The sequence below is a fragment of the Kitasatospora sp. NPDC048662 genome (assembly GCF_055587065.1).
The window spans coordinates 518107-533175 of record NZ_JBVJHA010000003.1 but is presented as its reverse complement, the minus strand read 5'-3'; the positions used below and the strand labels follow the sequence as shown (position 1 = coordinate 533175).

At 72.1% G+C, this 15069-nt stretch carries 13 protein-coding genes; 7 read left to right on the top strand and 6 right to left on the bottom strand.

The features are described from left to right. Window positions 1–5 precede the first annotated feature (5 nt). Both ACZ6R9_RS12945 and ACZ6R9_RS12940 read left to right on the top strand, forming a co-directional pair. Entirely contained in the window at window positions 6–416 is a 411-nt protein-coding gene (locus tag ACZ6R9_RS12945; RefSeq protein WP_380485800.1) for a YciI family protein, read from the top strand. 26 nt (window positions 417–442) lie between these two features. Continuing rightward, on the top strand, window positions 443–1594 hold the full coding sequence (locus ACZ6R9_RS12940) for an RNA polymerase sigma factor (RefSeq protein ID WP_465538265.1): 1152 nt from the start codon (window positions 443–445) through the stop codon (window positions 1592–1594). A gap of 46 nt (window positions 1595–1640) precedes the next feature. Here ACZ6R9_RS12940 and ACZ6R9_RS12935 read toward each other — a convergent pair whose 3' ends face one another. Continuing rightward, a complete protein-coding gene (locus ACZ6R9_RS12935; protein ID WP_465538194.1) occupies window positions 1641–2777 on the bottom strand; it encodes a DUF2510 domain-containing protein in 1137 nt (378 codons plus the stop codon). Window positions 2778–2994: 217 nt separating this feature from the next. Between ACZ6R9_RS12935 and ACZ6R9_RS12930 the strand changes: the two genes are divergently transcribed. Further along, window positions 2995–3729, top strand: a complete 735-nt coding sequence (locus ACZ6R9_RS12930; protein WP_380485804.1) for a gamma-glutamyl-gamma-aminobutyrate hydrolase family protein — start codon at window positions 2995–2997, stop codon at window positions 3727–3729. Window positions 3730–4138: 409 nt separating this feature from the next. Here ACZ6R9_RS12930 and ACZ6R9_RS12925 read toward each other — a convergent pair whose 3' ends face one another. Beyond that, complete coding sequence (locus tag ACZ6R9_RS12925) at window positions 4139–4426, bottom strand: hypothetical protein (RefSeq protein ID WP_380485806.1); 288 nt, start codon at window positions 4424–4426, stop codon at window positions 4139–4141. 136 nt (window positions 4427–4562) lie between these two features. Next, complete coding sequence (gene chrA / locus ACZ6R9_RS12920) at window positions 4563–5762, bottom strand: chromate efflux transporter (RefSeq protein WP_380485808.1); 1200 nt, start codon at window positions 5760–5762, stop codon at window positions 4563–4565. Window positions 5763–5956: 194 nt separating this feature from the next. On the opposite strand from chrA, the gene ACZ6R9_RS12915 reads away from it, so the two are divergent. Next, window positions 5957–7021 (top strand): cation diffusion facilitator family transporter, encoded by a 1065-nt coding sequence (locus ACZ6R9_RS12915; RefSeq protein ID WP_465538193.1) that lies wholly within the window; start codon window positions 5957–5959, stop codon window positions 7019–7021. A 174-nt stretch (window positions 7022–7195) separates the two neighbouring features. Next, complete coding sequence (locus ACZ6R9_RS12910; protein ID WP_465538264.1) at window positions 7196–8098, top strand: 5'-3' exonuclease; 903 nt, start codon at window positions 7196–7198, stop codon at window positions 8096–8098. A 7-nt stretch (window positions 8099–8105) separates the two neighbouring features. Here ACZ6R9_RS12910 and ACZ6R9_RS12905 read toward each other — a convergent pair whose 3' ends face one another. Together ACZ6R9_RS12905 and ACZ6R9_RS12900 are read right to left on the bottom strand one after the other, a co-directional pair. Continuing rightward, window positions 8106–8906 carry a hypothetical protein gene (locus ACZ6R9_RS12905; protein WP_380485812.1) on the bottom strand — a complete coding sequence of 267 codons (801 nt, stop codon included), beginning with the start codon at window positions 8904–8906 and terminating at the stop codon, window positions 8106–8108. Between the two features lie 2 nt (window positions 8907–8908). Beyond that, window positions 8909–9481 carry an RNA polymerase sigma factor gene (locus ACZ6R9_RS12900; protein WP_380485814.1) on the bottom strand — a complete coding sequence of 191 codons (573 nt, stop codon included), beginning with the start codon at window positions 9479–9481 and terminating at the stop codon, window positions 8909–8911. A 315-nt stretch (window positions 9482–9796) separates the two neighbouring features. On the opposite strand from ACZ6R9_RS12900, the gene ACZ6R9_RS12895 reads away from it, so the two are divergent. Next, window positions 9797–10633, top strand: coding sequence for an SAM-dependent methyltransferase (locus ACZ6R9_RS12895; RefSeq protein ID WP_465538192.1), 837 nt, complete (start codon window positions 9797–9799; stop codon window positions 10631–10633). 201 nt (window positions 10634–10834) lie between these two features. Here the strand turns inward: ACZ6R9_RS12895 and ACZ6R9_RS12890 are convergent, their stop codons facing one another. Next, a complete protein-coding gene (locus ACZ6R9_RS12890; RefSeq protein ID WP_380485817.1) occupies window positions 10835–13684 on the bottom strand; it encodes a DEAD/DEAH box helicase in 2850 nt (949 codons plus the stop codon). Between the two features lie 425 nt (window positions 13685–14109). On the opposite strand from ACZ6R9_RS12890, the gene ACZ6R9_RS12885 reads away from it, so the two are divergent. Further along, a complete protein-coding gene (locus ACZ6R9_RS12885; RefSeq protein ID WP_465538191.1) occupies window positions 14110–14841 on the top strand; it encodes a DUF7873 family protein in 732 nt (243 codons plus the stop codon). Window positions 14842–15069 lie beyond the last annotated feature (228 nt).

The following is a 15069-nucleotide window of genomic DNA, read 5'->3' as shown; positions in this document are numbered from 1 at the left end:
GAACGATGGCGAAGTACCTGCTGCTGAAGCACTACCGCGGCAACCCGCTGGCGGTGAACTGCGTGCCGATGGACCAGTGGACGCCCGAGGAGGTCACCGCGCACATCGACTACATGAACGCCTTCGCCGACAAGCTGCGGGGGACCGGCGAATTCGTCGACGCGCAGGCGCTCGCCCCGCAGGGCGTCTGGGTGCGGTCGGACGGCGAGGGCCGCCCGCCGGTCACCGACGGGCCGTTCGCCGAGACCAAGGACCTGATCGCCGGCTGGATGGCGATCGACGTGGACTCCTACGAGCGTGCGCTGGAGCTGGCCGCCGAGCTGTCCGCGGCGCCCGGCGCGAACGGGGAGCCGATCCACGAGTGGCTGGAGCTGCGCCCGTTCCTGACCGAGATGCCGAACACCGTCACCGAGTGAACGGCCGGGACGGCCGGGTGAGCGCGATGGACGAGGCGCTGCTGCGCGTCCTGACGCCCGAGGTGCTGGCCGTGCTGGTCCGCCGGGGCGCGGACTTCGCGGCGGCGGAGGACGCTGTTCAGGAGGCGCTGCTGGAGGCGGTGCGGACCTGGCCGGACGATCCGCCGCGGGACCCGAAGGGCTGGCTGATCACCGTCGGCTGGCGGCGGTTCCTGGACGCGGCCCGTTCGGACGCCTCGCGCCGCCGCCGCGAGGACCTGGTGGACGAGCAGCCGGAGCCCGGCCCGGTGCCGGCCGTGGACGACTCGCTCCAGCTGTATTTCCTGTGCGCTCACCCGTCGTTGACGCCGGCCTCGGCGGTGGCTCTGACGCTGCGCGCCGTCGGCGGACTGACCACGCGTCAGATCGCGCAGGCGTACCTGGTGCCGGAGGCGACCATGGCGCAGCGGATCAGCCGCGCCAAGCGGACGGTGAGTGGGGCGCGGCTGGACCGGCCGGGCGATCTGGCGACGGTGCTGCGGGTGCTGTACCTGGTGTTCAACGAGGGCTATTCGGGAGACGTGGACCTGGCGGCCGAGGCGATCCGGCTGACCCGGCAGTTGGCCGCCCGGATCGACCACCCGGAGGTGTCCGGTCTGCTGGCGTTGATGCTGCTGCACCACGCCCGCCGGGCCGGACGCACCGCGCCGGACGGCAGCCTCGTCCCGCTGGCCGAGCAGGACCGCACCCGCTGGGACACCGCGCTGATCGCCGAGGGGGTGGCGATCCTGCAACTGGCGCTGTCCCGCGACCGGCTGGGCGAGTTCCAGGCACAGGCGGCGATCGCGGCGCTGCACGCGGACGCGCCGAGGGCCGAGGAGACGGACTGGGTGCAGATCGTGGAGTGGTACGACGAGTTGGCCGCCCTGACGGGCAGCCCGGTGGTGCGCCTCAACCGGGCCGTCGCCCTCGGCGAGGCGGACGGGCCGCGGGCGGGCCTGGCCGCGCTCGCCGAGCTGGACGACGCGCTGCCCCGGCACACCGCCGCGTCCGCGTATCTGCACGAGCGCTCCGGCGACCTGCGGACGGCGGCCCGGCTGTACGCCGAGGCCGCGGCGAAGGCCGGGGCGGTCGCCGAGCGGGACCACCTGGTGCGGCAGGCCGCGCGGCTCAACACCCTTCTGCGCGAAGGGGGTTGAGCCGCGCGGCGGCGCGGGTGCGGCGGCGCTGCTCAGGTGGTGATGCTCAGGTGGTGGTGCCGGGGAGCTGCAGGCCGCCCTGGAAGGCGGCGATGCCCTTGACGATCGAGTCCATCTGGTCGAGGCCCGGCGCCTTGTCGGCGATGTCGAAGCCCAGGTGGACGGCGGTCAGCGCCTTGCCGTCTGCGGTCGGGAAGACCACCGTCTCCACGTACCCGTTGTTGCCCTTGGCCGCGTCCACCTGCCAGCGCACCAGGTAGCCGGAGCGGCCGGCCACCGTGACCGCCTCGCTCTTCAGCTCCTTGTGGCCCTTGATGTCGCCGTACGAGTCCTTCGCGGCGGCCTCGATGTCCTGCTGCGCGGCCTGCTTGGCGTCGGTGCCGGTGATCCGGCTGGTGTTGACGCCACCCAGCGTGCAGGTGTCCGAACCGCCGACGCAGGTGTACTCGCCGACGTACGTACTGGCGAATCCGCTCTTGGTGGTGCCGCCCGTCCAGCCGGTGGGGATCGGCAGCGAGATGCCGTTGACGAGGTCCACGGCGAGGTTCGCGTTCGCGCCGCCCTTGCCCTTGCCGTTCCCGCCCTTGCCGTCGCCCTGGCCGGGCAGGCCCGGCAGGATGTCGCCCGGGCTCTTCTGGCCGTCGTCCTGGCCATCGCTCTCGCCGTCGCCGTGGCCCTTGTGCCCGAACCGGCCGTCCTGCGACGGCGCGGCGGAGGCGGACCTGCCCTCGTGCCCGTCCATCACCAGGTAGGTGACACCGGAGCCCACCGCCAGGCCGAGCAGCGCGGCCACCGAGGCCGCGACCAGCACCGGCTTGGACGGGCGGCGGCGCGGCTTGGCCGGTGGCTGCTCGGCGTACGGCGGCAGCGGCGGGTAGTGGACGGACTGCCCGGGGGTGGCCAGCACGGTGCCCTCCAGGACGGAGGTGTCCTCGGCGCCGGAGGTGTCCTTGGCGCCGGAGGCGGGCGGCGCGGCCTCGGCGGGCGGGCCGGCGGGCGCACCGGTGGCCCCGTCGGCGGGGGTCTCGGCGGGGGCCTCGGCAGGGGTGCCGGTCGGGGCGGCCGAGGCCGGGCGGGTGCTGGCGGTCCAGCCCTTGCCGTCCCACCAGCGCTCGGGGCGGGGGTCGCTGTCGGTGTCGACGGGGTCCGGGTACCACCCGGCCGGAATCTGCTGCTCGCTCACATCGAAGACCCTAAGCGGCTGCGGATAAGCGGGAAATCAGCGTGCGGCCACAATCGGGGGTTCGGCGATGAGATTCGGGTGAGAATCGCGCGCAACCGCCGTTCGGGTGGTCCGGATGCGCCAGCCGGGGCGTGTTCTGTGCTCCACGCGCCTGACAGGCGCACGCCGGTGGTGCGTCGCACTACCGGGGGCGCGCCCGCGCGACAGAATCCGCGCCATGACCTCTCGCCCCGTGATCGGCATCAGTACTTTCCTCACCAACGCCGGATGGGGGCGGTGGGACGCCATGCGGTCGGTGCTGCTCCCCGAGCGCTACCCGGCCCTCGTCCGGGAGGTCGGCGGGATCGCCGTCATGCTGCCGCCCGACGCACCCGAGCACGCGGCGGACGCGGTGGCCCGCCTGGACGGCCTGGTGATCGCGGGCGGCGAGGACGTCTCCCCCGCCCTGTACGGCGAACCCGCCCACCCGCTCACCGTCGCCAACGCCCCCGAACGCGACCTCTGGGAAGCCGCCCTGATCCGCTCCGCGCTCGCCTCCGGCACCCCGCTGCTGGGCATCTGCCGCGGCATGCAGCTGCTCAACGTGGTCTGCGGCGGCTCACTGATCCAGCACCTGCCGGACGTGGTCGGCGACGGCATCAACCACCTCGGCGACCCGAGCGAGTACGGCCGCCACCCGATCCACCCCGTCGCCGGCACCCTGCTCGCCGACCTGCTCCCCGAGCCGTCCGTCGTCGTCCCCACCTACCACCACCAGGCCGTCGCCCGACTCGGCGAGGGCCTCACCGTCTGTGCCCACGCCTCCGACGGCACCATCGAGGCCGTCGAGGGCTCCGGCTTCACCCTCGGCGTCCAGTGGCACCCCGAACAGGGCGAGGACCTCCGGGTGGCCCGCGCCCTCATCCACGCCACCCGCCTCTACCGCGCCCCCGTCCCCGTCCCGGCCGTCTGACGCGGCCTTCGGGTGGGCCATCGGCATGGCTCCGACCATGGCCCGGAGCGCGGAGACGGAGTCGAGGAGCCCATGTCCGCGGTGTACGCCCCCGTCGCACCGCCGTCCTGCCCGCCGCCCCGTACAACGACCTCCTCTCCGAAGGCGGCAAGGTGTGGCCGCGCCGGGAGCCGGTGGCCGAGGGGGTGGGCCTGCTCGACACCCTGCGCTCCGTGGTGACCGCAACCGCCGCCCGCCGGGCCGGCGTTCAGCCGGTGTTCGTTCCGCTCCGGCAGCACGCATCACCCACGTGGTGCTGATCGGCCTGCCGACGAGCACCTGCAAGAGCTACCGCCTGACGGCGGGCACGGCGGCGGGCGCACCGGCCGCCGCGATGCCGCCGGTGCGCGGCAGGGAGTGTCGGGCTCCTTCAGGGCGCGCAGTAGGTGTTCAGTTCGTTGATGTCACGTTTGAGCGCCTCGGTGGCCCCGCCGTTCCGGGGGTGGTCGTCGATGAACTGCTGGGCGTCGTCGCGGACGTCCTGCCAGCCGGTGTCGTCGGTGGGGGCGCCGGCGTTGGCCAGGTCCTGCCGGGTCTGCGTGACGGCGTCGCCGCACATGCTTGCGGGCCGGGCGACGGCGGGCGCCGTCCAGGCCAGGGCGGCCAGCGGCAGGGCGGCGAGCACGGCGACAGCGAGTGTGCGAGGCGTGGCGGCCATCCGTGGCGCTCCTTCTCCGAGGTTCCGTCGTTCGGCGGTCACGGTACGCACCTGCGGCACCCATTCCCGGGCACCACGCCATCGGACCCGGCTCGTTCGCCGCCCGACGCGCCCCCTGCCGGTCCGCACGCCCCCGTTATGGGAGCGGGAGGCCGACCAGCGCGGCGACGGTGCCGAGCGCGCCGGCGGCCAGCAGGCAGGGGACGACGCCCCGGCGGAGGGCGAGCAGCCAGAGCGCGGCGAGGGCCAGGATCGCGTACTGCCAGGGGCGGTGCAGGGCCAGTGCCAGCGGGAGTGCGGAGCCGGCGATCGCGCCGATGACGGCGGGGCCGGCGCCGGTGAGGAAGTCCTGGACGGCGGTGTTGGCGCGCAGGCGGTCGAAGTGGGCGGCGCCGAGCAGCACGAGAAGGAAGGACGGGGCGAAGGCCACCGTCGCGGCGAGCAGTCCGCCGAGGATGCCCGCAGCGGCGTAGCCGACCACGGCGACGGTCTGGACGACCGGGCCGGGGGTGATCTGGCCGAGGGCGACGGCGTTCAGGAACTGGCCGTCCGTCATCCAGTGGTAGCGGTGCACGGCGTCCTGCTGCATCAGCGGGATGATCACGAATCCGCCGCCGTAGGAGAGCGCGCCGACCTTGAAGGCGACCCAGGCGAGCGCGCCGAGTCCGCCGGTCGCGGCCAGTCCGGGGACCAGCAGCGGGAGCGCCGGGCGCGGGGGCTCACCCTCCGGTCGGCGCGCCGCGGTGTCGGGGGTGTCACCCGTTCGGCTGGTTCGGCGGGTGCCACGCCGGAAGGCGATCTCGGCGGCGCCGGTGGCCAGCAGGACCAGCACCAGCCACGGTCCGGTGAGGATCGCCGCGGCGGCGCCGAGCAGCAGGTAGCAGGCCCAGCGAACCCGGGCCGGGCCGGCGCCGGAGCGCTGCAGGCTGGCCGGGAGCAGCGCGGTCGCGGCCTGTACGGCGACGGCGGCGACCGCCGCACCCGCCCCGGCGGCGGCACCGAGCACCCAGCGCGGCGGGTTGCCGGCCAGGAACAGGGCGGCCAGCAGCAGGATCAGCGCCAGCCCGGGCAGGATGAAAGCCGCGCCGCCGACCAGCGCACCGGCCGTGCCGCGCACCCGCCAGGCGGTGAAGATCGCCAGCTGGGTGGAGGCCGGGCCGGGCAGCAGGTTGGTGGCGGCGATGCCGTCCTCGAACTCGCTCGCCGCGAGCCAGCCGCGCTGCTCCACGCACAGCCGGCGCAGCAGCAGGATGTGGGCGGGCGGCCCGCCGAACCCGAGCACGCCGATCCGGCCCCACTCCTTGGCGATCACCGTCAGCGGCACCTGCTCCGTCATCGCTCCCCATTCCCGTCCGGCGGCACTTCTGTTCAGCAGCCCGAACACCCGCGCGACCTGGGCGGATGCGGGCCGCACCTTACCTGACCCGAATGGCCTACAAGAGAACGACAACGGTCACCAGTACAGCCTTTGGATCTTCCTCCGGATTGGGGTTCACTTCCGGTGCGGAGACCGGATGCGGAGGGACCTCGATGGCCAACCACGCGCACGCGCACGAGCAGGACCGCGAGCACGATCACGATCACCAGGGCGATCACGGGCACGGTGGGCACGCCGGCCACAGCCACGCCGTTTCGGCGGACGCGGACCGCCGCTGGCTGTGGAGCGCGCTGATCCTGCTGGTGGTGTTCATGGCCGGCGAGGTGGTGGTCGGTTTCGCCGCGCAGTCGCTGGCGCTGATCTCGGACGCGGCGCACATGCTGACCGATGCGGCGTCGATCGCGCTCGCGTTGGTGGCGATGCGGCTGGCGGCGCGTCCGGCGCGCGGCGGCTACACGTACGGGTTGAAGCGTGCGGAGATCCTGTCCGCGCAGGCGAACGGGGTGACGCTGCTGGTGCTGTCGGCGTGGCTGGGCTACGAGGCGGTCGCCCGGCTGATCGCGCCGCCGACGGTAACGGGGTCGCTGGTGCTGGTGACGGCGCTGGTGGGCGTGGTGGTGAACGTCGCGGCGACCTGGTGCATGTCGAAGGCGAACCGGTCCTCGCTGAACGTGGAAGGCGCTTTCCAGCACGTCCTGACCGATCTGTACGCGTTCATCGCGACGGCGGTGGCGGGTGCGGTGGTGCTGCTCACCGGTTTCGTCCGGGCGGACGCGATCGCCTCGCTGGTGGTGGTGGCGCTGATGCTACGGGCCGGGATCGGACTGGTGCGGGACTCGGCGCGGATCTTCCTGGAGGCGGCGCCCGCCGGGATCGACCCGGACCAGGTGGCGGACCGGCTGGTGGCCACCGAGCAGGTGGAGGAGATCCACGACCTGCACATCTGGGAGATCACCTCCAACCAGCCCGCGCTGTCGGCGCACATCCTGGTCACCCCGGGCGGCGACTGCCACGCGGTGCAGCGCGAGTTGCAGCGGCGGCTGCGCGAGGAGTACCGGATCACCCACGCCACCCTCCAGGTCGACCACGTCGGCGAGAGCGGCACGGACGGGCTGCTGCAGATCTCGTCCAGCAGCGCGGCTGCCGAGGAGGAGGCCCGCGAGCACTGCGCGGACGCGCACGGACCGGTGCACCGTGCCGGACCGCACCCGCACTGAGCACCCGCGCTGAGGGCCGGGCCGCATCCGCGCTGAGCACTCGCGTGTGAGAGCCGGACCGCACCCGCACTGAGCACCCGCACGTGAGAGCCGGGCCGCACCCGCGCTGAGGGCCGGGTTGTCACCGGCATGCGGCATGATCGGGGGGTGACCGCACCCACCGCACCGCGCCTGATGCTGCTCGACACCGCCAGCCTCTACTTCCGCGCCTACTTCGGCGTACCGGATTCGCTGCGTTCGCCGCAGGGCGAGCCGGTGAACGCGGTGCGCGGGCTGCTGGACTTCATCGCCCGTCTGGTGCAGGACCACGGTCCGGACCACCTGGTGGCCTGCATGGACGCGGACTGGCGCCCGCAGTGGCGGGTCGATCTGATCCCCACCTACAAGACCCACCGGGTCGCGGAGGCCGCGACCGACGGCGAGGAGGAGGTGCCGGACACCCTCGCCCCGCAGGTCCCGGTGATCGAGCAGGTGCTGGACGCCATCGGCCTGGCCCGGGTCGGCGTCCCCGGTTACGAGGCGGACGACGTGATCGGCACCCTGGCCACCCGCGCCACCGGCCCGGTCGAGATCGTCACCGGCGACCGCGACCTGTTCCAACTGGTCGACGACGCCCGCGCGGTGACGGTGCTGTACCCGGCGAAGGGCATCGGCGCGGCGCAGCGCATGGACGACGCGGCGCTGCTGGCAAAGTACGGCGTCCCCGGCTCCTCCTACGCCGACCTCGCCGCCCTGCGCGGTGACGCGAGCGACGGCCTGCCGGGCGTGAAGGGCATCGGCGAGAAGACCGCCACCCAACTGATCCAGACCTACGGCGACTTGGCGGCCGTCCGCGCGGCCGCCGCCGACCCCGCCTCCAAGCTCACCCCGGCCCGCCGCAAGAACCTCCTGGAGGCGGCCCCGTACCTGGACGTCGCCCCGACCGTGGTCCGAGTCGCCACCGACATCCAACTCCCGCCCTTCGACCCCCAGTTGCCCCGCGAGCCCCGCGACCCGATGGCCCTGGAATCGCTCGCCGCCCGCTGGGGCCTGGGCACGTCGCTGACCCGGGTGCTGGAGGTACTGGCGGCCCGCTAGGAACGCGTCAGCCGCACGGGTTCCGGGTGGCGGTGAGGATGCCCTCCGAGGGATGCCGGTGCCGGTAGTACCAGAGGATGGGTTCGTCGCGGCGGGCGGTCTCGGGAGCAGGGTGGGCGGCGCCGGCGGCGGTGAGGTTGGGCAGCAGTGAGGGATCGGGTTGGGGGACCTCGCCGTAGTCCTCGTCGTCCACGGCGACCGGGAGTTGGTGGATGACGGCGGCGATCCGCGGCGGAAGGTGGACGTCGAGGCCTTCGTGGCAGCGGGCGATGATGTCGTCGCGCACATGTGCGGGGAGCAGACTGGCGCCGACTGCGACGGGCGTGACGGCAGGGCGGGGTTCCTCGGCCATCGCCTCGGCCCGGTCCCGCCACATGTCGGCGTCCTGGAGCTCGCCGCGGCTGCGGTGCAGCAGGTTGAGGCAGCTGGCGGCCGTGTAGCTGCCGGCGCCGGCGGCGAACTCCCACCAGAACTGCGCGGCCTCCCGGCGGCCCGTCACCTGCAGCAGAGCCCCGAGGACCAACGCGCCCTCGGGGTGAATGCGGCGACTGTTGGCCAGTTGCTCCAACGACGGGGCCGCCTGGGGCTGGGTGAGGACGAGCGAGACGGCGAGGCCGAGTTCGTGGGCCGCCTGCCGGTGCTCGGTGCCCATCGGGCGCGGAGCACCGAACAGGCGGCGCCAGGCGCTGCGGGCCGCGGCCGCCAGGTCCCGCGGCGACAGGTCCGCCGGGTCACGGCGTCCCCCGTCGGCCGGTCCGGTCCGCTGTCCGGTGGGTGCGGGTGCGGATGCCGAGCGGTCGCGTCCCATGTTCACTCCTCGCTCGCGGTTTCCTGCACACCCAGCAGGCGGCGGAGCTTGCGCATCGCCTGGTGGTGGGTGGTCCGCGCGTTGGTCTCGGTGGTGTCCAGGTGCTCGGCGATCAGCGAGTACTCGAGCGCGAGGAGGTCGCGCAGGACCACCACTGTGCGCTGACGTTCAGTAAGACGCCGCAGCGCCTCGGCCACCTCCTGACGACCACCGAGGTCGCCCAGTTCATCCTGGACCCGCTTGAGGAAGTGGCGGATGCACTCGGAGCGGTCGTCCTTCGGGCTGCGGGGCAGCTGTCCGGTCTCGATGAAGGCCTCGGCGACGGCGTCCCCGATCAGGCTGATGAGCAGCTTGCGCACCTCATCGACAGGCTGCTCCGCGCGCATCACGGCACTCCACTGCGACTGGAGCTGCCGCTTCAGCTCCTCGACCACTCGCAGGGCGCGATCCTCGTCGTGGAGCATGGCGCAGGCGAGGCCGAACCAGACACCGCTGTGACTGTCGCAGAACGCGATATACGACCGTCGCAGTACTTCCCTCATGTGGGACCGCGGCGCCTTTTCGTACTGGTTCACGGCTCGATTCCTCCTAGCGGCCGGCTTCGTTGCCGGTCGCAAGTCGCTTCTGTAGTGGGCTGATTACTGCCCGCACCGACATGGAAGCGCATCGGATCGTCGAACGTGAAGCCGATCACACAACAACACTGTGAAACAAAGTGAATGATTCTCAGTCAGCTGATTGACCATCAACTTCCGCTCAAATGCGATCAGTTTGGAAAGGCATCGGGCGGCAGACCATGGCGCCTGGTTTCGGACTCCGACCGCCCTTGATTGCCCATTGGGAGGTGTGGGCATAGTGGGAGGAGGTCACGCCGAGGACTGGGGGAGCAGATGGCGGACGAAACCAGGGGAAGCGGCGACATACCCGGGGCCGAGGTGACTCTCGACATCCACCGCCCGCACTCGGCGCGAATGTACGACTACTTCCTCGGCGGCACGACCAACTTCGAGCCGGACCGGGCTGCGGCCGCACAGACCCTCGCGGTGTTCCCGAACGCGCCGATCGCCGCCCGCGCCAATCGGGCATTCATGCACCGGACGACCAGGATGCTGGCCCACCACGGCATCACCCAGTTCCTGGATGTGGGGACCGGCATTCCCACCTCGCCCAACCTGCACGAGATAGCCCAGCAGGTCGACCCGTCCTGCCGAGTCGTCTACGCGGACAACGACCCCATCGTGCTCACCCACGCACAGGCACTGCTGCACAGCAAACCGGAGGGCCGTACCGCCTACATCCAGGCGGACGCGCGCGACCCCGAACACGTCCTTGACGCCGTCGAGACCACCGGGGTGATCGACCTGGGCCGACCGGTGGCGCTCAGCATGAACGCCCTTCTGCACTTCATGTCCGACGACGACGTGTACGAGATAGCGGAGGCGTTCAAACGCAGGCTCCGCGCCTCCGGAAGCGCCTTGGTCCTCTCCCACGTCACCCCCGACTTCGCGCCCGAGGACACGGCTCGCGGCGTCCGCGCGTACCGGGAGTCCGGCACCTACGTCCAAACCCGCGCCCGCGCCGAGTTCGCCCGCTTTTTCCACGGCTGGAACCTGACCGACCCCGGAATCGTGCCCACCCCGCGCTGGCGCCCCGACGCCGAACCCGCCGGGGTCACGGTCAGCGATGCCCAAGCCTCCTGCTACGGAGCCGTGGCGTTCCGCCCCTGACCCGGCACTTCCACCGTGTCACGCCCGCGGGCCGGTTGTGAAGCCGAACCGTCCCCGATCCGATGGGCCGGCAGACCTCAACTCCCGCCTGTCAGAGATCCCCGAAGCTCGTCGGCCGCACGTGGGGAAGGCGGACCTGACAACAGCGCAGGGCCCGGCCGTTCGGGAGGAGCGGCCGGGCCCTGGGTGTGTCAGCTGCCGTTACCCGACGGACGAGTAGGCGATGATGCCGCGGCGCATGCCGTCGACGGCCTTGCGGGCGGTGCGGCGGAGTTCGAGGTTGTCGCCGGCGGCGTCCTGGATCTGGCCGAGGACGTCGATGAGTTGCTTGGTCCAGCGGACGAAGTCGCCGGCGGGCATGTCGGCGTCGCGCAGGACGGAGTCCAGGTCGTGGCCGAGTGCCCAGCGATAGGCGGGCCAGGCGAAGCCCAGGTCGGGTTCGCGCTGGCCGACGCCCTCGGCGGTGGAGATCTTGTGCTGCTCCTCCAGGGCGTCGAGCTTGCCCCAGATCCGGACCATCCGGCCGAGCGCGTCCTTGGCGCCGCCCTCGGGGACCCGGGGGGCGGTGGCGTCGTCGGACTGCCGGGCCTCGTAGACCAGCGCCGAGGCGCAGGCGGCGAGTTCGGCGGCGGCGAGGCCGTCCCAGATGCCCTCGCGGATGCACTCGGAGGCGAGCAGGTCGAGTTCGCCGTAGAGGCGGGCCAGGCGCTTGCCGTCCTCGGTGACGGTGTCGCCGCTGAGGTAGCCGAGGTCGGTGAGCAGGCCGCAGACCCGGTCGAAGGTGCGGGCGATGGTGTGGGTGCGGGAGCGCATCCGGCGCTCCAGCAGTTCGGTGTCGCGGTGCAGGCGGTGGTAGCGCTCGGACCAGCGGGCGTGGTCCTCGCGTTCGTCGCAGCCGTGGCAGGGGTGCTGGCGCAGGGCGGCGCGCAGCCGGGCGATCTCGGGGTCGTCGGCGGCGGCGGCGCGGCCCTTGCGGTAGCGCTCGGGTTCGAGGTGGCCGGCCTTGGTGCGCAGTGCGGAGGCGAGGTCGCGGCGGGACTGCGGGCTGCGCGGGTTGAAGGACTTGGGGATGCGCATCCGGTCCATGGCGGCGACCGGGTGCGGGAAGTCGATCATCGCGAGGCGCTTGACCTGGCGTTCGGCGGTGAGCACGACGGGGCGCGGCCCGTCCTGGTAGTCGGGGTGGCGGTGGCCGCCGCGGCCGTGCCCGCTCCGGCTGTCCGGCGGCAGGCCGGGGTCGAGGACGAGGGCGAGGCCGGCGAACTTGCCGGTGGGGACGTGGATGATGTCGCCGGGCCGGAGCTGCTCGATGGATTCGATGGCGGAGGCGCGGCGCTGCGAGGAGCCTTCGCGGGCGAGTTCGTTCTCGCGGTCCTTGAGCTGCCGGCGCAGCGACATGTATTCGTCGAAGTCGCCGAGGTGGCAGGTCATCGACTCGCGGTAGCCGTCCAGGCCTTCTTCGTTGCGCTGCACCTGGCGGGCGATGCCGACCACCGAGCGGTCGGCCTGGAACTGCGCGAAGGAGGTCTCCAGCAGTTCGCGGGAGCGGTGCCGTCCGAACTGGCCGACCAGGTTGACGGCCATGTTGTAGGACGGGCGGAAGGAGGACTTCAGCGGGTAGGTGCGGGTGCCGGCCAGGCCGGCCAGTGCCTCCGGGTCGAGGCCGCGCTGCCACAGGACCACGGCGTGGCCCTCGATGTCGATGCCGCGGCGGCCGGCCCGGCCGGTGAGCTGGGTGTACTCGCCGGGGGTGATGTCGGCGTGGGTTTCGCCGTTCCACTTGACCAGCTTCTCCATGACCACCGAGCGGGCGGGCATGTTGATGCCGAGGGCGAGCGTCTCGGTGGCGAAGACCGCCTTGACCAGGCCCTTGACGAAGAGCTCCTCGACGACTTCCTTGAACCGCGGCAGCATGCCGGCGTGGTGGGCGGCGATGCCGCGCTCCAGGCCGTCGAGCCACTCGAAGTAGCCGAGCACGTTGAGGTCTTCGTCGGGGATGTCGCGGCAGCGTTCCTCGACGAAGCGGCGGACGGTGAGACGGTCGGCCTCCCGGTTCAGGCGCAGGCCGGAGTTGAGGCACTGCTGGACGGCGGCCTCGCAGCCGGCCCGGCTGAAGATGAAGGTGATCGCGGGCAGCAGGCCTTCGGCATCGAGCCGGTCGATCACGTCGACCCGGCCCGGCGTCCAGACCCGGCCGGGGCGGCCGGCGGGCATCGAGCGGCCGCGGCCGCGGGCGAACCTGTCCCGGCCGCGGTCGCTCTCGGAGCGGGCCAGGCGCACCAGTTCGGGGTTGACGGCCTTGGCGGGGTTCTTCAGGCTGCCCTTGGGGCGGCCGTCCCGGTCGGGGCTGGCGAACAGGTCGTACATCCGGTTGCCGGCCATCACGTGCTGCCAGAGTGGGACGGGGCGGTGCTCGGAGACGATCACTTCGGTGCCGCCGCGCACGGTGTCCAGCCAGTCGCCGAACTCCTCGGCGTTGGAGACGGTCGCGGACAGCGACACCAGCGTCACGGATTCGGGTAGGTGGATGATGACCTCCTCCCAGACGGCGCCGCGGAAGCGGTCGGCGAGGTAGTGCACCTCGTCCATCACCACGTAGCCGAGGCCGTCGAGGGCGCTGGAGCCCGCGTACAGCATGTTGCGCAGCACCTCGGTGGTCATCACGACCACCGGTGCGTCGCCGTTGACGGAGTTGTCGCCGGTGAGCAGGCCGACCTTGGCGGCGCCGTAGCGCTTGACCAGGTCTCCGTACTTCTGGTTGGACAGCGCCTTGATCGGCGTGGTGTAGAAGCACTTGCGGCCGGCGGCCAGCGCCAGGTGGACGGCGAACTCGCCGACGATGGTCTTGCCGCTGCCGGTGGGGGCGGCAACCAGGACGCCCTTACCGCTCTCCAGCGTCTCGCAGGCGCGGACCTGGAAGTCGTCGAGCGGGAAGTCGTACAACTGCTGGAAGCCGTAGAGGGCCGTGGCCTGCACCTTGGCGCGCTCGCGGGAGGCCGCGTACCGCTCGGCGGGGCTGAGTTGCTCTTCGGGCGTGGGGCTGCCGTGCACTGGCGTCACCTTTTCTTCCCGTGGGTGTGGCTGGACGGGGGCGCAGACGGCGACGCCTGCGGCTGCGGGGCCGTGGCCCTGGAGGGCGACGGGGCGCAGCGGGTGCTTGGGGTGTGGTGATCGAGCATCTCAGCCTGAGATTACCCGTCTGGAGTGACATCAACATCAGACTTTTCCGGCAGCTGAAATGGGCGGGCGGTGGGTGGGCGGCGAATGGGCGGTGAATGGTGCGAAGCGTGATCGGGCGGGTGCCGGGGGTAATCGGGGAGGGCCTGCGGGAGGGATCAGGGAGCGGGTGCGGGAGGGATCAGGGAGGGCGTGCGGGAGAGATCGGGAAGGGGGCGCGGGAGTGGGTACTGGCGGGTCCGGCCCGGGTGCGGAAAACCGGGTGCGGGTCGAACTCGCGTTCCGCTAGCGTCCTCGCCGTGGCCAAGTTGAACCAGATCATCGCCGTGGAAAAAGGCGTCAAGTCGAAGTCGTTCCAGGAGCTGACGCAGGCTCACCAGGATCTGCAGAAGCCCGCCCTGCTGGCCGGCATCTCGCGGTCGTACCAGCCGAAGGACGAGGAGGGCGAGCAGTTGCCGCCCGAGTCGACGCGGGTCCAGGTCAAGGCGGAGGACGTGCTGCGCGCCACCGCCGCCACGCTGACCCGGCTGTTCGACGTGACGGCCACCAAGGACTGGGCCAATACCGAGGCCCGGGCGGACGTGGTGGTGGACGGGCGGACGCTGGTGGCCGGCGTGCCCGTCACCTACCTGCTGTTCCTGGAGAAGCAGTTGACCGACCTGCGGACGTTCGTCCGCAAGCTGCCGGTGCTGGACGCCGCCGAGTCCTGGTCGCACGACCCGTCCTCGGACGCGTGGAAGACCGAGGCGGTGCGCACCATCCGCACCAAGAAGGTGCCGCGCAACCACGTGAAGGCGGAGGCGACGGAGAAGCACCCGGCGCAGGTCGAGGTCTACTACGAGGACGTCGCGATCGGGTACTGGACGACCGTGAAGTTCTCCGGCGCGCTGCCCGCGCGGCGGGTGAACGAGCTGCTGGAGCGGGTCGAGAAGCTCCAGCAGGCGGTGCAGTTCGCCCGCGAGGAGGCGAACGCCGAGGAGGTCACCGACCGCCGGGTCGGCGACGCCGTTTTCGGCTACCTGTTCGGGTAGCCCCATGAGCCCCCCGGGTGAGACCGGGGGTGGCGCGAAAAGCGCAAGCTGACACTGAAGTTGAAGCTGACTTCGGGGTACACGGTGGAGGTTCGAGTCCTCCCCCCGGCACCAACGCGCGCCGGGGTGGCCCAACTTGGCAGAGGCAAACCCCGTCAATCTCAGACTCTCGCTCAAGTCTCAGCATTCGCCGCCGAGCGCCGGATCGACCGGTCGAGGGCCGGTAAC